16 protein-coding genes are annotated in these 19,333 nt (G+C 72.6%); 1 reads left to right on the top strand and 15 read right to left on the bottom strand.

Going from position 1 to position 19,333, the window contains the following annotated elements:
• Positions 1–35 precede the first annotated feature (35 nt).
• From M5362_RS25400 to rsmI, 12 genes are all read right to left on the bottom strand, one after another.
• Complete coding sequence (locus tag M5362_RS25400) at positions 36–725, bottom strand: LuxR C-terminal-related transcriptional regulator (protein WP_260230064.1); 690 nt, start codon at positions 723–725, stop codon at positions 36–38.
• A gap of 179 nt (positions 726–904) precedes the next feature.
• A complete protein-coding gene (locus tag M5362_RS25395; protein ID WP_260230063.1) occupies positions 905–2,728 on the bottom strand; it encodes a PQQ-binding-like beta-propeller repeat protein in 1,824 nt (607 codons plus the stop codon).
• A gap of 46 nt (positions 2,729–2,774) precedes the next feature.
• Positions 2,775–4,334, bottom strand: coding sequence for a PQQ-like beta-propeller repeat protein (locus M5362_RS25390; protein ID WP_260230062.1), 1,560 nt, complete (start codon positions 4,332–4,334; stop codon positions 2,775–2,777).
• A 16-nt stretch (positions 4,335–4,350) separates the two neighbouring features.
• A complete protein-coding gene (locus M5362_RS25385) occupies positions 4,351–6,174 on the bottom strand; it encodes a PQQ-binding-like beta-propeller repeat protein (protein WP_260230061.1) in 1,824 nt (607 codons plus the stop codon).
• Between the two features lie 135 nt (positions 6,175–6,309).
• Positions 6,310–8,115: an ABC-F family ATP-binding cassette domain-containing protein gene (locus M5362_RS25380; RefSeq protein WP_260230060.1), complete on the bottom strand. Its 1,806-nt coding sequence runs from the start codon at positions 8,113–8,115 to the stop codon at positions 6,310–6,312.
• A gap of 93 nt (positions 8,116–8,208) precedes the next feature.
• Entirely contained in the window at positions 8,209–9,936 is a 1,728-nt protein-coding gene (locus M5362_RS25375; RefSeq protein ID WP_260230059.1) for a serine/threonine-protein kinase, read from the bottom strand.
• Between the two features lie 146 nt (positions 9,937–10,082).
• Positions 10,083–11,009, bottom strand: a complete 927-nt coding sequence (locus tag M5362_RS25370; RefSeq protein WP_260230208.1) for a 4-(cytidine 5'-diphospho)-2-C-methyl-D-erythritol kinase — start codon at positions 11,007–11,009, stop codon at positions 10,083–10,085.
• Positions 11,010–11,035: 26 nt separating this feature from the next.
• Positions 11,036–11,908: a 16S rRNA (adenine(1518)-N(6)/adenine(1519)-N(6))-dimethyltransferase RsmA gene (rsmA, locus tag M5362_RS25365; RefSeq protein ID WP_260230058.1), complete on the bottom strand. Its 873-nt coding sequence runs from the start codon at positions 11,906–11,908 to the stop codon at positions 11,036–11,038.
• A gap of 16 nt (positions 11,909–11,924) precedes the next feature.
• On the bottom strand, positions 11,925–13,211 hold the full coding sequence (locus M5362_RS25360; protein ID WP_260230057.1) for a resuscitation-promoting factor: 1,287 nt from the start codon (positions 13,209–13,211) through the stop codon (positions 11,925–11,927).
• Between the two features lie 72 nt (positions 13,212–13,283).
• Positions 13,284–14,156 (bottom strand): TatD family hydrolase, encoded by an 873-nt coding sequence (locus M5362_RS25355; RefSeq protein WP_260230056.1) that lies wholly within the window; start codon positions 14,154–14,156, stop codon positions 13,284–13,286.
• Between the two features lie 72 nt (positions 14,157–14,228).
• On the bottom strand, positions 14,229–14,699 hold the full coding sequence (locus M5362_RS25350) for a hypothetical protein (RefSeq protein ID WP_260230055.1): 471 nt from the start codon (positions 14,697–14,699) through the stop codon (positions 14,229–14,231).
• A 139-nt stretch (positions 14,700–14,838) separates the two neighbouring features.
• Positions 14,839–15,726 (bottom strand): 16S rRNA (cytidine(1402)-2'-O)-methyltransferase, encoded by an 888-nt coding sequence (gene rsmI / locus M5362_RS25345; protein WP_260230054.1) that lies wholly within the window; start codon positions 15,724–15,726, stop codon positions 14,839–14,841.
• Between the two features lie 52 nt (positions 15,727–15,778).
• On the opposite strand from rsmI, the gene M5362_RS25340 reads away from it, so the two are divergent.
• A complete protein-coding gene (locus tag M5362_RS25340; protein WP_260230053.1) occupies positions 15,779–17,521 on the top strand; it encodes a dolichyl-phosphate-mannose--protein mannosyltransferase in 1,743 nt (580 codons plus the stop codon).
• Positions 17,522–17,585: 64 nt separating this feature from the next.
• Here M5362_RS25340 and M5362_RS25335 read toward each other — a convergent pair whose 3' ends face one another.
• The 3 genes from M5362_RS25335 to M5362_RS25325 all read right to left on the bottom strand — a co-directional run bounded on the left by M5362_RS25335 (position 17,586) and on the right by M5362_RS25325 (position 19,321).
• Entirely contained in the window at positions 17,586–17,873 is a 288-nt protein-coding gene (locus tag M5362_RS25335; protein WP_260230052.1) for a hypothetical protein, read from the bottom strand.
• Positions 17,870–18,445: an RNA polymerase sigma factor gene (locus tag M5362_RS25330; protein WP_260230051.1), complete on the bottom strand. Its 576-nt coding sequence runs from the start codon at positions 18,443–18,445 to the stop codon at positions 17,870–17,872. The genes M5362_RS25335 and M5362_RS25330 overlap by 4 nt, the downstream gene beginning before the upstream one ends.
• A gap of 231 nt (positions 18,446–18,676) precedes the next feature.
• The gene (locus M5362_RS25325; protein ID WP_260230050.1) at positions 18,677–19,321 is read right to left on the bottom strand and encodes a hypothetical protein; all 645 of its coding nucleotides are present in this window, start codon (positions 19,319–19,321) and stop codon (positions 18,677–18,679) included.
• Between the last annotated feature and the right edge of the window lie 12 nt (positions 19,322–19,333).

Raw genomic sequence — 19,333 nt, 5'->3', positions numbered from 1 at the left:
GGGCGTCGGGACCGCGGGCGCCCCGGCCCCAGCCCCTAGGGGTACTCGCTCCGGGCGCCCGGCACCGGCGCGCGGTCCAGCAGGCCCGTGCGCGCCGCCAGCGCCGCCGCTTCGAGGCGCGAGCCCACGCCCAGCTTCATCAGCACCCGCTGCACATGGGTGCGGGCCGTGCTCGGCGCGATCCCCATCCCCGCCGCGATCAGCCGGGTGTCCTCGCCCTCCGCCACCCGGACGAGGACCTCGACCTCACGCGGCGTCAGCATCCGCAGCAGCCGCTGCCCCTCGTCGTCCGGCTGCGCCGCCGGGTTGAGCAGCTCCGTGAAGGCCCCCTGGAGGAGCTGCGGCGCCACCGCCGACTCCCCCGCCCGCGCCTTGATCAGCGCCCGCTCGACGCCCTCGATGCGCTCGTCGTGCCGTACGTACCCCGAGGCGCCGGCCGCGAAGGCCGCCGCGATCCCGCGCGGCGACGGCACCGGGCCGAGCACGACCACGGCCACCTGCGGCCGCTCGCGCTTGATCCGTACGATCGGGTCGAAGGCCCCCGGCTCGGCCGGGGCGGCCGTGCCGAGCAGACACACCTCGGGCGCCCGGCTCACCACCAGCTCCGCGGCGCCCGCCACCGGGGCCGCCGCCGCGAGCACGCGGTGCCCGCGCAGTTTCAGTGCCGAGGCCAGCGCCTCGGCGAGCAGTCGGTGGTCGTCGACCACCATGAGCCGCACGCCCATCGAGCAACCCCTCAGTTCCCCCCTGGAGCCGTCGCCCGGCCCCAGTCACTCCGATGACCCGGCAAACTACACGCTTGTCCCCCCGGACTGTCGAATACTGACCCGCCCGGGCCACGCGCAAACAGCCCGGCGCGCCGAGTGAATCGACGCGCCGGGCTGTACGGGTACGAAAGCGCGGGTCAGCCGGTGCCGAACGCCAGTGCCAGGTACTCCTTGTCGTTCGTCGAGGACGACTCACGCGGCTTGCTCAGGTTGACGGCGGAGATGAACATCCGGCCGTTCCCGTAGAGGATCTCGGCGTAGTCCGGCGAGAAGCTGCCCTCGGCGTCCCTGACCGGCTTGTCCGCCGGGTTCTCCAGGAGCACGGTCGGCTTCATGGTGCCGCCGTCGATGGAGACGATCTGCCCGCCCTTGTCGTACGGCGGGATCTTGTACGCGATGATGTTGCCGCCGTCCATGCGCAGCGGGTGCAGTGTGTAGCTGTCGCCCGCGTCGGCCTTCTCGGGGGCCTGCTTCCCGGTGGCCAGGTCGAACGACAGGATCTCGTTCGTCTCGTCGCCGTACTCGCCGGTGGAGCCCTCGCGCTCCTCGGTGGGCAGGTAGAGCCGGCCGTTGCCGACGACGACCTTGCTGCAGTTCTCGACCTCGGTGGTCCGGCAACGGGCCGCGAAACGGTCCGGGTCCGCCGCGATCTTGGCCTTCAGCTTGCCGGTCTTCTCGTCGATGGAGAAGAAGTCCGAGATGCCGCTGCCGTCGTCGGCGGTGTCGCCGACGTCGGCGGCGACCACCAGCGGCTTGCTGGAGACGATCGACGCGTACTCCACGCCCGTGGGCATCTTGTACTGGGAGATGGGCTGGCCGGTCGTCGGGTTGAGGTTCTGGATGACGACGTACTGGCTGCCGTACGAGCCGCACTTGCGCGCCGCGACAAGGCCCTCGCCGCCGCCGTAACCCATGTCGTAGCAGTTCTGGGCGTTGGCGGAGGGCTTCCAGCGCGGGTTGCCGTTGGCCAGGTCGAAGGCGGCGCCGCCGTCGGTGCCGCCGGCCGCGACGGTCGCTCCGCTGAGCGTGATCTCGCTGAACCTGGCCTTGCCGTCGCCCGCGTTGCCGCCGGTGACGGAGGTGGACCACACCAGCTTGCCCGTGGTCAGGTCGACGAGGCCGACCTCGGTGCACGGCTGGTAGAACCGCGGTCCGACGCGCTTGGCCGCCTCGAAGAGGATGGCGGCCTTGTTGTCGGCGGTCGTGTGCCGCGAGGTACCGCAGACCTGGCCGGGCAGGGCCAGGGTCCAGGCCGGGGTGCCCTTGTCGAGGTCGTGGCCGACGATCGACCTGACGCCGGTCTTGACGTACGCCTTGTCGGTGATCCAGGAGCCGCCGACGTCGGTGATGTCCTCGACCTTGGGCTCCGGCAGCTGGAACTTGAGCGTGGCCCGGGTGTTGGCCGGCACCTTCTCCTTGCCGTTGCCGCCGAGGCCGTTGCCGCCCTTGTTCTGCCCCTGGGTCGAGCCGGTGGTGCCGCCCGCGGTGTCGTTCTCCCCGCCGCCGGACCGGGCGTACCAGATGCCGCCGCCGACGATCAGGGCGACGGCGACCACGGCGGCGATGACGATCTGCATCTGCGTGGACAGCTTCTTGCCGCCGCCGGGCGGCACGGGCGCGGGGTGTTGCGGGTAGCCGTAGGGCTGTTGGGGCTGGGTCGGGTACCCGTAGGGCTGCTGAGGCTGCTGCTGGGGGTACCCGTACTGGGGCTGCGTCGGGGGCTGCTGCGGGTACCCGTACGGCGCCTGGTTCGGCGGCTGTTGCGGATAGCCGTACTGCGGCTGCGCCGGCGGCTGCTCGGGCTGCGGGTAGCCGTACGCGGGCTGGTCCGGCGGCGGCGTGGGCGCGCCGAAACCACCGGGCGGCGGGTCCTGCGGCGCGCCGAAACCTCCCTGCGGCGGCTGGTTCGGCGGCTGGTTGGGCGGGCCCGGGGGCTGGTTGGGCGGCGGTGGCTGCGTCATGGGCGTATGTACCTCTGAGGTGTGGGAGGACGGGCGGGGGTCGGTGTCACTTGCCGAAGGCCAACAGCGTCTCCCTCTTCATCTCCTCGTCGTCGTTCGCACCCAGGACGACCTGCTGCACAAGGATGTACCGGCCGTCGACGTACAGCGCCGGTGAATCGTGGAAGCGCGACTCCAGCCGCCCGGTCGCGCGCGGCAGCCGGAGCGTCTCGACGGGCCGGGTCGCGCCCGGCGCGACGGTGGCCAGCGAACCGGGCGCGTCGAGCAGCGCGGCCCTTCGGACGATCAGCGAGCCGCCTTCCATCCGCAGCGGCCAGGACCTGCGCCCGGGGAGTCCCTCGATGCGCCGCACGATGTTTCCGGTACGGAGATCGAAGGCGGCGATCTCGTTGCCCTTGCCCTTGGGGGCTCCCTCGACCGCGATATAGGCGGTGGTGCCGTCCACGACGACCTGGCAGCGTTGCAGATTGCCCTGCTGGACGGTGTCGTCGTCGCACCCTTCGGCATAGAAGCCGGGGCCCTTGAGCGACGTGCGCTTCGTGCCGTCCTCGTTGAGGACGACCATGCCGTGGGTGCCCTGGACGCGGTTGTCGGCCGAGACGACGAGCGGCCGCACGGACAGGACGTGGTCCACCCGGTAGCCGACCGGAAGCCGGTACTTCCAGCGGGACTTCCCGGTCACCGGATCCACCTCGTGGATCTCCTCCTGCGGCTTGTTCACGTCCTTCGTGCAGGAGACCGCGGCGATGAGCTTGGGGCCTCCGGCGTACGCGTACGGCTGGCACTCGTTCTTCTCCCACCGGCCGAACAGCTGCTTGCCGTCGCTCAGGCGGTATCCGGTCGAGTACAGGTCCCGGCCCGCGGTGACGGTGCCTCCGCTGATCGCCAGCGAGAAGTCGGTCCCGAAGTCGAAGTTGCCTTCCTTCACGATCTTCCGCTGCCAGCTGGTCCTGCCGGTGCGCAGGTCGACCGCCTGGAGGTTGCGGCACTCGTCGACGTCCGCGTGGAGGCGGTCCTTGCGGGCGAGGACGATCTTCCCGTCGGCCGAGACGTCGTGCGACGCGCGGCAGATCTCGGTGTCGAGCATCATCCGCCACTTCACCGTGCCGTCGACGACCGAATGGGCCGTGACCGTGCGGTACATGGCGGTGACGAGGGTGTCGCCGACCAGCCAGGGTCCGAAGACGTCGCCGGTGAGGGTGGTGACGTCGATGTCGTTCTTCCGGACCCACAGGACGGAGGCCTCACCGGGAGCGCGGGCCCCGTTGTAGCGGGCCGCGTCGGCGGCGTCCGGCGCGGGGGGACCCGAAGGCCCGGCGGACGGTGTCGCCGGGCCGGAGGCGGTGGGGCTCGCGGACGCCTTGTCGTCCTTGCGGGCCCCGGGGCCCTCGTCGCCCTTCAGGGCGTACCAGGTCCCGCCGCCGGCCGCGAGCAGCGCCGCAACGACCGCCGCGATCACGGCGGTCGTGCGGCGCTTCCCGCGTACGGGCGGCTGCGGCGGGGCGGGCGGCGGTACGGGGGTGCCGGTGCCGCCGCCGTACGGATTCAGGCTTCCGTACGGCCCGTACGTCGGCGGGGGCGGCCCCGGCTGCTGCGGATCGGTCATCGGATGCGGCCGGCTCTCACTTGCTGAAGGCCATCATCGTCTTGGTCTCCTTCTCCTCCGCGTCGTTGCGGGCGCTGACGCGGCCGGCCGCGACGACGAAGGTGCCGCCCGAGTAGACGTAGGCCGGGTTGTAGTAGTCGTCCTCGATCTCGGCGGTCGCCAGCGGGTGCTGCTGGACGATCTTCGGGCTGCCGCCGGTCGGGGCGAGGGTGGCGACGGCGCCGCCCTTGTCGTACATCGCCTTCATGTAGACCACGACCTCCGAACCCTCCATGCGCAGCGGCGTGATGGTGCGCTCGGCGGGGGCCGCGGCGCGCCACTTCGGCTTGCCGGTGTTCAGGTCGAAGGCGACGACGGCGTTGGCCTGGCGGTACTCCGAGTCCGTCGCCATGTAGAAGGTGTTGGCATCGGCGGCCACGCCCTGGCAGCCCTGGAGGTTGCGGCCGAAGATGACGAACGCGCCGCCGCCGCAGTCGGGGGCGTACTTGTCGTTGCCGCCCTGGATCTGCGAGCGGAGCTTGCCGTCGGGGGTGACGGCGAAGACGGTCCACTTCTTCTCGTCGCGCTGCTGGGCGGAGACGACGAGCGGGTTCACCGAGTAGACCTTGTCGACCTCCCAGTTGGGCTGGAGCTTGAAGGTCCACCGGGGCTTGCCGGTGTTCGGGTCGACCTCGCTGATCTGCTCCTGCTTCTTGCTGACGTCGCTGGTGCGGCAGCTGGCCGCGGCGATCAGCTTGGCGCCGCCCGCGAAGGCGTACGGCTGGCAGTTGCCGCTCGTCGGCTTGGTGAAGAGCTGCTTGCCGTCGTTGAGCGCGAAGCCCCAGGACTGGTTGGTTCCGGCCGCCGTCACCGTGTTGCCGCTGATGGCGATGGTGATGTCGGAGAGCGAGCTGAAGCCGGTGCCCTTGTCGAGCGTCTTCTTCCAGCCCGCCTTGCCGGTCTTCAGGTTGACCTGCTGGAGGACGGTGCAGTCGGCGCGGTCGCCGGCCTTGTCGTTGACCCCGATGACCGTGGTGCCGTCGGCGGCGGGCTCGGGGGCGGCGGCGCACACCTCGAAGGGCAGGTCGAGCTGCCACTTGGAGGCGCCGTCGCTGAGGCCGAAGCCGCTGATGCCCTTGTACATCGCCTTGGCGACGACATCGCCCACGACCCACGGACCGAAGACGTCGGAGCCGTTGCGGGGCAGGTCGACGTTGTTCTTCAGCAGCCAGTTGATCTTCGCCTCGCCGGGCTTGCGGCCTGCGTTGAGGTCGTCCTCGCCGTTGCGGCCGTCGCCGTTGCCGCTGCCGTCGCCCTGGTCGACGGACTCGGACGGCTTCGGGGTGCCGCTGGTGGCGGTCGGCTTCGCGACCGGCGTCTCGTCGTCGCCGCCGCCGAAGGCGAACCAGCTGACGCCGCCGATGACGAGCGCGGCGGCCACGGCCGCGGCGACGACGACGGCGGGCTTGCCCTTGAAGGGGTTCTTGCCGCCGGGGGCGGGGGCCGGGCCGGGGTAGCCGTACTGACCCTGCTGCGGGCCGTAGGGGCCGGGCTGCTGGCCGTACGGGCCGGGCTGCTGGGGGTACCCGTAGCCGGGCTGCGGCGGCTGACCGTACGGCCCCGGCTGCGGGTACCCGTAACCGGGCTGCGGCGGCTGGTTGTACGGACCCGGTGCGGCGGGCGGCGGCGTCTGAGGAGCCTGCGGCGCCTGCGGGGGAACCGGCGGGGCCTGGGGCGGCATCGGCGGTGCCTGCGGCGGCATCGGCGGCGGTCCCTGGGCCGGGTTCTGGGCCGGATCCTGGTTCGGGTCCGGGTTCGGTGCGCCGAAGCCCGGCGGCTGGTTGCTGGGCGGCTGGGTCATCAGCGCGTTCCCCCTTGGTGTGAGCGGGTTTTCTTTCTACCACTCACGGGATGGCGCAAAAGCGACCGGTCCACCCCTTGTTCCCAAGGGAGGACCGGCCCGTGATGCCCTCGTTACGCGTTTCGCACGGCTTCTCTACGCATCCTCCGCCAATTCCAGCCACCGCATTTCCAACTCTTCGCGCTCCCCGGCGAGTTCCCGCAGCTCCGCGTCGAGTTTCGCGACCTTCTCGAAGTCCGTGGCGTTCTCCGCGATCTGGGCGTGCAGCTTTGCCTCCTTCTGGGAGACCTTGTCCAGTTGGCGCTCGACCTTCTGCAACTCCTTCTTCGCGGCGCGCGCGTCGGCGGCGGAGACGCCCGGCTTCGCCTGCGCGGCCGACGCGGCCGGGGCGGGGACGGACGCCTCGATCATCCGCTGCCGCCGCTCCAGGTACTCGTCGATGCCGCGCGGCAGCATCCGCAGCGCCGCGTCGCCGAGCAGCGCGAAGGTCCGGTCGGTGGTGCGCTCGATGAAGAACCGGTCGTGGGAGATGACGACCATGGAGCCCGGCCAGCCGTCGAGGAGGTCCTCCAGCTGGGTCAGGGTCTCGATGTCCAGGTCGTTGGTGGGCTCGTCGAGGAAGAGGACGTTCGGCTCGTCCATCAGGAGGCGCAGCAGCTGGAGCCGGCGCCGCTCGCCACCGGAGAGGTCGCCGACCGGCGTCCACTGCTTCTCCTTGGAGAAGCCGAACTGCTCGCACAGCTGACCGGCGGTCATCTCGCGGCCCTTGCCGAGGTCGACCCGGTCGCGGATCTGCTGGACGGCCTCCAGGACGCGCAGCGTCGCGGGCAGCTCGGTGACGTCCTGGGAGAGGTAGGCGAGCCGTACGGTCCTGCCGACGACGATCTTCCCGTCGGCGGGCTGCTTCTCGCCCTGGCTGACGGCGGCCTCGGCGAGGGCCCGCAGCAGGGAGGTCTTGCCGGCGCCGTTGACGCCGACCAGGCCGATGCGGTCGCCGGGGCCGAGCTGCCAGGTGAGGTGCTTGAGCAGCGTCTTGGGGCCGGCGGTGACGGTGACGTTCTCCAGGTCGAAGACCGTCTTGCCGAGGCGGGCGTTGGCGAACTTCATCAGCTCGGAGGTGTCGCGCGGCGGCGGCACGTCGGCGATCAGCTCGTTGGCGGCCTCGATGCGGTAGCGGGGCTTGGAGGTACGGGCGGGGGCGCCGCGCCGCAGCCAGGCGAGCTCCTTGCGCATGAGGTTCTGCCGCTTGGTCTCCTCGGTCGCCGCGATGCGCTCGCGCTCGGCGCGGGCGAAGACGTAGTCGGAGTAGCCGCCCTCGTACTCGTGGACGTCACCGCGCTGCACGTCCCACATGCGGGTGCAGACCTGGTCGAGGAACCAGCGGTCGTGGGTGACGCAGACGAGCGCGGAGCGGCGCTCCTGGAGGTGCTTGGCGAGCCAGGCGATGCCCTCGACGTCGAGGTGGTTGGTGGGCTCGTCGAGGACGAGCAGGTCCTGGTCCTCGATGAGGAGCTTGGCGAGCGCGATCCGGCGCCGCTCGCCACCGGAGAGCGGGCCGATGACGGTGTCGAGGCCCTGCTCGAAGCCGGGCAGGTCGAGCCCGCCGAAGAGCCCGGTGAGCACGTCGCGGATCTTGGCGCTGCCGGCCCACTCGTGGTCGGCCATGACGCCGATGACCTCGTGCCGGACGGTGGCCTCCGGGTCGAGCGAGTCGTGCTGCGTGAGCACGCCGAGCCGCAGCCCGCCACTGTGCGTGACCCGGCCGGTGTCGGCCTCCTCCAGCTTGGCGAGCATGCGGATGAGGGTCGTCTTGCCGTCGCCGTTGCGGCCCACGACACCGATCCGGTCACCCTCGGAGACGCCGAGCGAGACGCCGTCGAGCAGGGCACGGGTGCCGTACACCTTGCTGACAGCCTCGACATTGACCAGATTGACGGCCACTTTGACTCCTGTACGGGGGGATGGATCGACGTCCAAGGGTAGACGGCCCGGCAGGTGCGGCGACGTCCGGTGATCCCCCGGCCGAGACACCCCCTAGCAGCGGCCGAGGCTGCCGGTCTCGCGGTCGGCCTTCTCCCGGTGGAGCCAGCCTTCGGTCTCCGTGCCCTGGATGCGGGCGTAGATCCAGGTGTTGCCGTAGGCGTTGGTGACGTAGCAGTGGTAGTAGACCTTCACGTCGGCCTTGACCGCCGTCACGTAGGAGCACTCCGCGTACGGGCCGGTGTAGAGGTGGGAGTTCTCGGCCAGGTAGCCGTAGCCGTCGCTGCGGTTGGAGTGCGCCCAGCCGGTGCAGGCCGTCGAGACCGGGGTGGGCTCCTTCACGGTGGCGCTGGGGGTGGTCTTCGGCGGGGCCGAGGGCGTGGTGGCCGGCTTGTCGTCGGCGGTGGGCGTCTTCGTGGGGGTCGGCCCGCCGGGCTCGTCCTTCTCCGTGGGGGTGCCGGTCGGCGTCCCGTCGGGGGTCATGGACGTCAGGTCCCCCGGGGCGGTCGGGGCGTCGGTGAGCCCGCCCGTGCCGGACATGTCACCGTCGGCCGGGGTGCTCGCCCCGGGGGCCGCCGCCTGCGAGGCGCCGCCCGTGTCGGGGGCGGCCTTGTCCATCAGGGCGTAGGCGATGCCGCCGCCGGTCAGGACCGTGGCGGCGGCGACCGCGACGACGGTACGGGTGCGGCGGCGCCGCCCGCGCAGGGTTCCCGTGGGGGCCTCGGCGCGGGGGTCGTGGCCTGCGGGTGCGCCGGGCGCCGTGCCCGGCTGCGGGGCGAACGGCTCGGGCGGAGGGCCGAAGGCCGGGGGCGCCGCGGGGTGGGGTGCCTGGGCCTGGGCCTGGACCTGGGGCGGGGCCGGTGCGGGGTGGGGCGCCGGGGCCGGGGCGGGGGCCGGGGTCGGTGCGGCGTGGGGAGCCGGGGCCGGGGGCGCGCCCGTTGCGACCGCTTCCAGCATCGCGCGGGCCTGGGCGGCGTCCGGCCTGTGCGCCGGGTCCTTGGCCATCAGCGCCCGCAGCACCGGGGCGAGCGGTCCCGAGCGGCGGGGCTCGGGCAGCGGCTCGGTGACGATCGCCGACAGCGTGGACCAGGCCGACGTACGGCGGAAGGGCGCCGTGCCCTCCACGGCCGCGTACAGCGTCATGCCGAGCGACCAGATGTCGGAGGCGGGCCCCGGTTCGCGGCCCTGCGCGCGCTCCGGCGGCAGGTAGTCGAGGGAGCCGACGATCTGACCGCTCTGGGTCAGCTTGGCCACGGCGTCGCCGTCGGTGGCCTCCATCGTGGCGATGCCGAAGTCCGTGAGCACGACCCGGCCCGAGCGTTCGAGAAGCACGTTGCCGGGCTTGACGTCCCGGTGGAGTACCCCGGCCTGGTGCGCCGCCGAGAGGGCGTCCATCAGCTTGGCGCCGATCGCGGCCACCTCACGCGGGTCCAGCGGTCCGCGTTCCGTCACCACGTCGTCGAGGGACGGGCCGTCGACCAGCTCCATGACGATGACCGGCAGCCCCCGCTCCTCGACCACGTCGTGCACGGTGACCACGCCGCTGTGCCGGACACGGGCGGCGGCCTGCGCCTCCCGCTGCATCCGGGAGCGCAGGTCGGCCAGTTCGGCGGGGGAGGCGTCGGTGTAGGCCCGCAGCACCTTGACGGCGACCTCCCGGTGGAGGACCTGGTCCACGGCCCGGGCGACCACGCCCATCCCGCCGCGCCCGATCGTCGCGGTCACGCGGTAGCGCCCGCCCAGGACCTCACCGACCAGCTCTGCGCCGTTCGCCCCCGCCATCCGTACCGCTCCGATCCGTCGTACCGCATCCGTCGTACCGCACCGGCTCATCACGCCGAAGGGACCAGCGTAGGGGTAGGCATGACGGAGCCTCCGGACGGGCCCGGGGGCGGCCCGCGCCGAGGAGACCCGGCGGTGGCGAGGGGCTACAGGACCCGCGCGCCCGGTGCCGGAGACGTGGCCACGCGGGCCGTGCGGCAGGTGCCGGAGGCGGTCAGGGCGTCGGCGACCGCGCGGGCCGCGTCCTCGTCCTTCACCAGGAAGGCCGTCGTCGGACCGGAGCCCGAGACGAGGGACGCCAGGGCGCCCGCCGCCGCGCCGGCCTCCAGGGTGGCCGTCAGCGACGGACGCAGGGAGACGGCCGCCGGCTGGAGGTCGTTCGCCAGGGCGCCGGCCAGGGCGGTCGCGTCACCGGTGCGCAGGGCGTCCAGGAGCGCGGGGGAGGCGGCCGGTTCGGGGACGGTGACGCCCTCGTGGAGACGGTCGAACTCGCCGTACACGGCCGGGGTCGAGAGCCCGCCGTCGGCGACGGCGAACACCCAGTGGAAGCCGCCACCGACCGGGAGCTCCGTCAGCCGCTCGCCGCGGCCGACGCCGAGCGCCGCCCCGCCGACCAGGCTGAACGGCACGTCGCTGCCGAGCTCCGCGCAGATCTCCAGGAGGTCGGCGCGCGGGGAGTCGAGGCCCCACAGCGCGTCGCAGGCGAGGAGCGCGCCCGCGCCGTCCGCGCTGCCGCCCGCCATGCCGCCGGCGACCGGGATGTCCTTGGCGATGTGGAGGTGGACGTCCGGGGAGATCCCGTGCCGGGCGGCGAGCAGCTCGGCGGCGCGTGCGGCCAGGTTGGTGCGGTCCAGGGGGACCTTGTCGGCGTCTGGGCCCTCGCAGGTGACCGTCAGCTCGGCGGCGGGCGTGGCCGTGACCTCGTCGTACAGGGACACCGCGAGGAAGACGTTCGCCAGGTCGTGGAAGCCGTCGGGGCGCGCCCCGCCGACCGCCAGCTGGACGTTGACCTTGGCGGGCACCCGTACGGTGACGCTCCGGCCGGCCCGCGGGCCCGCACCGGCCGCGGGCACCGCGCCGTGCTCCGTACCCGTCCCGCTCACGCCTTGGCCTCCGCGATCCGCGCGAACTCCTCCACCGTCAGCGACTCGCCCCGCGCCTGCGGCGAGATCCCGGCCTTCACCAGGGCCTCCTCCGCCGCGACGGGCGAGCCCGCCCAGCCGGCGAGCGCGGCCCGCAGGGTCTTGCGGCGCTGGGCGAAGGCCGCGTCGACGACCGCGAAGACCTCCGCCTTGGACGCGGTCGTCGCCACCGGCTCCGTACGGCGGACCAGCGAGACGAGACCCGAGTCGACGTTCGGCGCCGGCCAGAAGACGTTGCGGCCGATGGAGCCCGCCCGCTTCACCTCGGCGTACCAGTTCGCCTTGACCGACGGCACGCCGTACACCTTGTTGCCGGGCTTGGCCGCCAGCCGGTCCGCGACCTCCGCCTGGACCATCACGAGCGTCCGCTCGATCGTCGGGAAGCGGTCGAGCATGTGCAGCAGGACCGGCACGGCCACGTTGTACGGCAGGTTCGCGACGAGCGCCGTCGGCGCGGGGCCGGGCAGCTCCTGGACGTCCATCGCGTCGGAGTGGACCAGCGCGAAGTGGTCCTTCTTCGCGGGCAGCCGGGCGGCGATGGTCGACGGCAGCGCGCCCGCGAGGATGTCGTCGATCTCGACGGCCGTCACCCGGTCCGCGGCCTCCAGGAGTGCCAGGGTCAGCGAGCCGAGTCCGGGGCCCACCTCCACGACCACGTCGTCGGGTCGCACCTCGGCCGTGCGGACGATCCGCCGGACCGTGTTGGCGTCGATGACGAAGTTCTGGCCCTTCTGCTTCGTGGGGCGCACGCCGAGGACGGCGGCCAGTTCACGGATGTCGGCGGGGCCGAGGAGGGCGTCGGGGCCTTCGGGGCCGGTGGTGGTGCTCACCGGTACAGCCTACGGCTCACCGGTGGAGCCTTCGGCCGCAGTGCGGCCAGGGACTGGCGCCGCGCTGCACGTAGAGCTTCTTCGCCCGGTACGTCTGCTCCGAGGCGGACGCGTCCTGGGCGACGCCGCTGCCGCCGAGCGAGCGCCAGGTCCCGGGGTCGAACTGGTAGAGCCCGCCGTATGTGCCCGAGGGGTCGACGGCGTTCGGCCGGCCGCCGGACTCGCAGGCGGCGAGCGCCCCCCAGTCGAGCCCGTCCGCGCCCCCGACCGAGGTGGGCAGCGGCCGGGTGCCGACCCTGACCTTCTGGGTGACGGGCTCCCTGACCACCTCCTCGCCGGTCTTCCTGGGCTTCTGGCGGACGCCGTTGACGGACCGCAGGGTGTACGTGACCCGGCGCACGCCCTGGACGCCCTGCCGTTCGACGACCTCCGTGCCCGCGAAGAGGCCTGGGTCGCGGGTCCGCTCGACGGTGTACGGGATCGGCTCCTCGCGGACCTGCCGGCTGCCGGTGATCCGCAGGACGGTGATCGTCTGGCCGTCGCGCGGGAAGGAGCCCGGCGGCACGGAGGTGGTGTCCTGCCCGGAGAGGGTGATCCCGGCCTCCTCGACGGCCTCGCGGACGGTGGCGGCGTTGGTGCGCAGGGTCCGCTCGCGGCCGTCGGCGAGGAGGGTGACGGTCCGCTCGGTGCGGACGTCCAGGGCGAGGCCGCGGCGGGAGATGGGGGCCGTGCGGGAGACGGAGAGGTACGCGCCCTCGGCCCGTACCCCGAGCTGGCGCAGGGCGCCGTCGACGGTCCTGGCCGTGGTCCACACCTGGCGGCGCTGCCCGTCGAGGGTGAGGGCGACGGGCCTGCCGTAGCGGACGACGACCTCGTCGCCGCTGGCCAGGGCCTCGCCGGGGCCGGGGGCGACGATGTCGTGGGAGCCGACGGCGAGCCCCTCGTCCGCGAGCAGTTCGTCGACGTCGTCGGCGAAGGTGTGCAGGGTCCTCGGGACGCCGTCGACGGAGAGCCGGACCGCCTTGTCGTTGGCGACGAAGGCGCTGGTGCCGCCGGCCAGGAAGGCGACGACGAGCGCCTGCGGGACGATGCGCCGGAGGCTCGCGACGGGGCCCGGCCCGGACTTGCGGCGTCGGGCGGCCCGCCGGGCCTCGGCGCGGGAGCCCTGGCTCCGGGTCTGGCTCTGGCCCGGAACCTGGCCCGGTACGAGCACCGCTGCCTGCGTCGGCTGCTCGTGGAGCGGCACGGGCCCGGCCGTCGTCGGCCGCCGTCCGGCTCGGTGACTGCCCTGGGAAGTGCTCACGAGGCCGGGACCCTAGCCCCGACGACGGTCACTCTCCCGAACGACCCGGCTACGACACGTAACCGTTATGGATCAGTAATCGAAGGCGCGGGCCGTGTTCACGGCGATCGCCTCGCAGAGTTCCTCCTCCGCGATCCCGCGCACGGCGGCCATCGCACGGACGGTGACGGGGATGAGGTACGGCGCGTTCGGCCGTCCTCGGTACGGCGCCGGGGTCAGGAACGGGGCGTCCGTCTCGACCAGGACCAGCTCCAGCGGGGCGACGGCGAGGGCGTCGCGCAGCGGCTGCGCGTTCTTGAAGGTCATGTTCCCCGCGAAGGACATGAAGTAGCCCTTGGCGGCGCAGATCCGGGCCATGTCGGCGTCGCCGGAGTAGCAGTGGAAGACGGTCCGCTCCGGGGCGCCCTCCTCGTCGAGGACCCGCAGGACGTCGGCGTGGGCCTCGCGGTCGTGGATCACCAGTGCCTTGCCGTGCCGCTTGGCCATCTCGATGTGGGCGCGGAAGGAGCGCTCCTGGGCGGCCATGCCCTCGGGGCCGGTACGGAAGAAGTCGAGCCCGGTCTCGCCGACGGCGCGGACGTACGGCAGGGCGGCGAGGCGGTCGATCTCGGCGAGCGCGTCGTCCAGCGCCGCGTCCCCGCCCGCCTCGCGGGCGCCCTGGCGGGACCCGCCTCCCCCAGGGTCGCCGAGGACGATCCGGGGTGCCTCGTTCGGGTGCAGGGCGACGGCGGCGTGCACGTTCTCGTGCGCGGCGGCCGTCTCGGCGGCCCACTGGGAGCCCTTGATGTCACAGCCCACCTGGACGACGGTGGTGACCCCGACGGCGGCGGCCTTGGTGAGGGCCTCCTCGACGGTGCCGGACTGCATGTCCAGATGCGTGTGGGAATCCGCCACGGGAACCAGGAGCGGCTCGGGCAGCGGCGGCGGGGCGTCCTTCGAACTCATGGCCCCGATCGTACGAGGACCATGAGTTCACCCGCGAAGGGCCGGTGCTCGCGCCGGGCGGCCCGCGGGGGGTCAGCGCTCGCGCCGGAACCGGCTCAGGAGGTCCGACAGCCATCCCCGGGGCTCGTCCGTCACGTGCACGGGTCCGGGAAGGTCCCCCTCCTTCGTCGCCGGGCCCTCCTCGCGCTCCAGGTCCTGCCCGATCGGCCCCGCCAGGCCGATCGGTCCGGCCGGGGTGGCCGGCCTGTGCGGCGCTCCCGGGCCGCTGCGGTGATAGGCCTGCTCCCAGGAGCTCAGGACCGAGGACACCTGACCCGCGCGCATGATGCGGACGACATGTCCGCCGCAGTTCATGCAGGTCGGACTGGACAGCGGTGAGGGGACACGCTCACCACCGGCCTTGTAGACGACGAATTCATGGCCGGCGGCGTCGACGTGGTGCTCGATGTCGTACGCCTGCTCCCAGCCGTATCCGCAACGCATGCAGGCGAAGGCGTACGCCTCATGGGCGACGGATATGCCGGTGCCGGTGATCTCACTCATGCCAGCTCCTCTCCACCGATCCAGTGGACGCCTTTTCGGGCCGGAGCGCATCAGCGCCGGACGAACAATGGAACGCTCTTTGGCGTTCCCTTGCTCTCAGGCCCTCAGGAGGCCCGCCGCGCGGGTTTCGCTTTGCTTTTCACGATAGCCCTTTACCCTTTCCGGGGCCCGTCACAGCCGCGTTCTTTGCCGCCACGACGGCATCGAACACCTCGCGCTTGGGCAGCCCCGCCTCGGCGGCGACCGCCGCGATCGCCTCCTTGCGCCGCTCCCCCGCCTCCTCGCGCACCCGCACCCTGCGCACCAGCTCCTCGGCGTCGAGCTCGGCGGGCGCCTCCTCCGGGGCGCCCTCGACGACGACGGTGATCTCGCCCCGTACGCCGTCCTTCGCCCACTGGGCGAGCTCGCCGAGCGGGCCGCGCCTGACCTCCTCGTACGTCTTGGTCAGCTCGCGGCAGACGGCGGCACGGCGCTCGGCGCCGAAGACCTCGGCCATCGCGGCGAGCGTGTCGTCGAGCCGGTGCGGGGCCTCGAAGTAGACGAGGGTCCTGCGCTCCTTCTCCACCTCGCGGAGCCGGCCGAGCCGCTCCCCGGCCTTGCGGGGCAGGAAGCCCTCGAAGCAGAAGCGGTCCACGGGCAGCCCGGACAGGGCGAGCGCGGTCAGCACGGCGGAGGGGCCGGGGACGGCGGTGACCCTGATGTCCTGCTCCACGGCGGCGGCGACGAGCCGGTACCCGGGGTCGGAGACGGACGGCATGCCCGCGTCGGTGACGAGGAGGACCCGCGCGCCGCCGACGAGCGCCTCGACCAGCTCGGGCGTACGGGCGGACTCGTTGCCCTCGAAGTACGACACGACCCGGCCCGAGGTGTGCACGCCGAGGGCCCGGGTCAGGCCGCGCAGCCGCCGGGTGTCCTCCGCCGCGACGATGTCGGCGGTCTCCAGCTCGGCCGCGAGCCGCGGCGGAGCGTCCCCGATGTCCCCGATGGGCGTCCCTGCAAGTACCAGCGTTCCTGTCACATGGGTCATCCTCGCAGCCCGGACAGGCGACTCGCACAGGAGCGTTCCCTACGATGGCGCGGTGACCAGTACCGCACCCGAGACCCTGCAGGGTCAGCGCGCCGTGGAAGAGCCCCCGTCGTGGCAGCAGCGTCTGCGGCGCTTCGGCTACGCACCCCCCGTCGGCCGCGCCGCCGGACCCGGGCTGCGGGAGCGTCTCGTACCGCCGTACACCCGTCCCTCGCAGCGGATGTGGTCCCTGCTCGGGATCTCGGCGGGAGCCGGGGAGAGGGTGTGGCGGCTGGCCGCCTGGGGCGGTCCGCTGCTGGTCGCGCTGCTCGCCGGGGTGCTGCGGTTCTGGAACCTGGGCAAGCCGCACGCGGTGATATTCGACGAGACGTACTACGCGAAGGACTCCTGGGCGCTGATCAACCAGGGGTACGAGGGGGCGTGGCCGAAGGACATCGACAAGACGATCCTCAGCGACCCCGACTCGGTGCTGGTCCCGACGGACCCGGGCTATGTCGTCCATCCGCCGATGGGCAAGTGGGTCATCGGGCTCGGTGAGAAGCTCATCGGATTCGAGCCGTTCGGCTGGCGGTTCATGGTGGCGCTGCTCGGCACGCTCTCCGTGCTGATGCTGTGCCGGATCGGGCGGCGGCTGTTCCGCTCCACGTTCCTTGGGTGTCTGGCGGGGCTGCTGCTCGCGGTGGACGGCCTGCACTTCGTGATGAGCCGGACGGCGCTGCTCGACCAGGTCCTGATGTTCTTCGTGCTGGCCTCCTTCGGCTGTCTGGTCGTCGACCGGGACTGGTCGCGGCGGCGGCTCGCGGCGGCGCTCCCGGAGGACGGGGAGGGCGTGCTGCGGCCGGACGCGGACGTCGCGGAGACGCTGCGGCTCGGCTGGCGGCCGTGGCGCTTGGCGGCGGGCGTGTCCCTGGGGCTCGCGGCGGCGACCAAGTGGAACGGCCTTTACGTGATGGTGGCCTTCGGGCTCCTCACGGTCCTGTGGGACGTGGGCGCCCGTCGTACGGCCGGCGCGTTCCGCCCGTACGCCGCGGTGATCAGGCGTGACCTGCTCCCCGCCTTCGTCTCGGTGGTGCCGGTCGCGATCGTCACCTACGTGGCGTCGTGGACGGGCTGGATCGTCACGGACAAGGGGTACTTCCGCAACTGGGCGAGCGAGCAGGACAAGGTGAACGGCGGCGGCCTCTGGTCCTGGCTGCCGGACTGGCTGCGCAGTCTGTGGCACTACGAGAGCGAGGTCTACACGTTCCACGTGGGGCTGAACTCGCCGCACACGTACGAGTCGAACCCGTGGAGCTGGATCGTCCTGGGCCGCCCGGTCTCGTACTTCTACGAGTCCCCGGCCCCCGGCCGGGGAGGCTGCCCGGCGACGGCGACGGAGAAGTGCGCGCAGGAGGTCCTGGCCCTGGGGACTCCGCTGCTGTGGTGGGCGGCCTGTTTCGCGATCCTGTACGTCCTGTGGCGCTGGGCCTTCCGCCGGGACTGGCGAGCGGGCGCCGTCGCGTGCGGGATCGCGGCGGGCTGGCTGCCGTGGTTCCTGTATCAGGAACGCACGATTTTCCTTTTCTACGCGGTGGTGTTCGTGCCGTTCCTGTGTCTGGCGGTGACGATGATGATCGGCGCGATCATCGGCCCGGCCGGTTCCTCGGAAAGGCGGCGGACTTTCGGGGCGGTGGGGGCGGGAGTTCTCGTTCTTCTCATCGTGTGGAACTTCATCTATTTCTGGCCGCTGTACACGGGAACGTCGATTCCGCTGGATCAGTGGCGTAATCGGATGTGGCTCGACACCTGGGTTTAGCGGGGCGGGAGTTCCAGGAGGGCGCGGCCGGTGGCCGCGCCCTCCGTGTCGTCCGGCCGGCCGCTCAGGCCGCCTTCGACAGGGTGCAGACGCCGTCCTCGCAGGTGCGTCGCAGGCGGCCTCGGGAGACCGTCTGGGCCAGGCCGATCGCCCAGCAGGTCGGGCAGCCGCGGAGGGCGACCAGGCCCAGGGGGGCGGCGAGCAGGACGGCGGGGCCGGCGACGGGCACCAGGGCGATCGCGCCGATGATCAGGCCGAAGCCGAGAGCGCCGCGCAGGAGGTGCCGCGGGACGGAGGCGCTCGCGAAGTCCGATCCCGTACGGACGGGGTCGCCGGGGTCCGCGTTCTTCATGGCCGTACCTCTCCTTCGGTCGCCTCTTCGGTCGCTGCCAGGGCCTGTCGCAGGGCGGCCCGGGCCCGGTGGAGCCGCGATTTCATGGCCGCCTCGCTCAGGCCGAGCGACCGGGCGACGTGACGGCCGGGAAACCCCTGGACGTCCCGCATGATCAGCACCTGCCGCTGCTCGCGGGGGAGGCCGCCGACCGCGACGGCCACCCGCTCGGCCTCCAGCCGCCGCAGCACCGCACTCTCCGCGGAGGGCTCCTCCTCGGTGACGGGGGTGGCGGCGGTGGGGGTGGCGAGCAGTCTGAGGTGTCGCAGGCATTCGTTGCGCACGATGCGGAACATCCAGGACGCCAGGGCGCCGGACGCGCGGAGCGTGCCGATCTTCCGGTAGAGGATGATCAGCGCTTCCTGGGCCGCGTCCTCGGCGTCCTGCGGTGTGGCGCACAGCGACAGCGCGAACCGGCGCACGTGCGGCTGCGACTCCATGACCACGGTGGTGAGCGACGGGATGTCGCCGTCCTGCGCCGCCCGGATCAGCCGCTCGTCCGGCCAGGAGACCCGCCGCGGGCGGTCAGCCACGGCTCCGGCTCCTCCGCTTGAGCAGCGTCACGCTGCAGATGCAGACCAGCACCACACCGACCACGGCGATGATCGCGATCATCATGCTTCGTTCCTCCTGGTATCCGCCGGCGCCTTCGCGACCGGTTCACAGACAAGAGGCGGCGGACGGGGAAAAGGATTCAGCACCGCGGTACGCCGGAGGCCCGGACCGCACGGAAGCGGTCCGGGCCTCTGACACGTGCTCGTCCCTCAGGCCGCCGGGAGCCGGGGCAGTTCCTTCGGGAAGGTCCGCGACTCCTGGCAGTCGACGGCCTCGTAGGTGTGGCGGGCGAGCTGGTAGGCGAAGTCGACGAGGACCTGCCGCAGCTCGGTCCCGTGCACGCGGGTCTTGCCGATGGTGCCGGCGTCGACGGTCAGTGCGTACGCGTCACGCGCCTCGCCGGGCTTTTTGCCGGGCGGGGTGCAGGGGACGTACACGTGGGCCCTGTCCGGGTGCGCCAAGGCTCGGATGTCGCCGGACGACACCTCGACCGGGTTCTCGTCGTTCCCGTTGTTCGCGTAGAAGTCACGCCAACCGTCGGAATCCGAGTCACGGGACTCCGCCTCCCCCGAGATGACGGAGTCGCCGCTGGTGCGTACGTGGCAGGCGAAGAAGAAGTCGCCGTCCGACCGGTCCTGCCGGAGCTTCCCCCGCTCCTCGGCCGAGCGCGCCGAGGGCAGGGCGCGCGCCGCCGTCGCCCGGTCCACCGCACCGTCGCACGGACGGTCCGGGAGCCGGTCGACGCCCTTGGTGAAGATCTCCAGGTACCCGAAGACCGCCGCGACCGCCACCAGGCCGGCTATGCCCGCGGTGCGGAGGTTCTTCCTTCGGCCTGCCCGCATACGGCTGCTCACATCTCCTCGCAA

Origin of the sequence: Streptomyces sp. Je 1-79 (genome assembly GCF_025195125.1) — a bacterium.
Classification (GTDB): domain Bacteria; phylum Actinomycetota; class Actinomycetes; order Streptomycetales; family Streptomycetaceae; genus Streptomyces.
The sequence above is the reverse complement of the archived record's forward strand: the minus strand, read 5'-3'. Positions and strand labels throughout refer to the sequence as shown.

Coding starts and splice junctions, on each gene's coding strand:
- M5362_RS25400 (WP_260230064.1), bottom strand. CDS start 725: ATGGGCGTGCGGCTCATGGTGGTCGACGACCACCGACTGCTCGCCGAG.
- M5362_RS25395 (WP_260230063.1), bottom strand. CDS start 2,728: ATGACGCAGCCACCGCCGCCCAACCAGCCCCCGGGCCCGCCCAACCAG.
- M5362_RS25390 (WP_260230062.1), bottom strand. CDS start 4,334: ATGACCGATCCGCAGCAGCCGGGGCCGCCCCCGCCGACGTACGGGCCG.
- M5362_RS25385 (WP_260230061.1), bottom strand. CDS start 6,174: ATGACCCAGCCGCCCAGCAACCAGCCGCCGGGCTTCGGCGCACCGAAC.
- M5362_RS25375 (WP_260230059.1), bottom strand. CDS start 9,936: ATGGCGGGGGCGAACGGCGCAGAGCTGGTCGGTGAGGTCCTGGGCGGG.
- M5362_RS25355 (WP_260230056.1), bottom strand. CDS start 14,156: ATGAGTTCGAAGGACGCCCCGCCGCCGCTGCCCGAGCCGCTCCTGGTT.
- M5362_RS25350 (WP_260230055.1), bottom strand. CDS start 14,699: ATGAGTGAGATCACCGGCACCGGCATATCCGTCGCCCATGAGGCGTAC.
- rsmI (WP_260230054.1), bottom strand. CDS start 15,726: ATGACCCATGTGACAGGAACGCTGGTACTTGCAGGGACGCCCATCGGG.
- M5362_RS25335 (WP_260230052.1), bottom strand. CDS start 17,873: ATGAAGAACGCGGACCCCGGCGACCCCGTCCGTACGGGATCGGACTTC.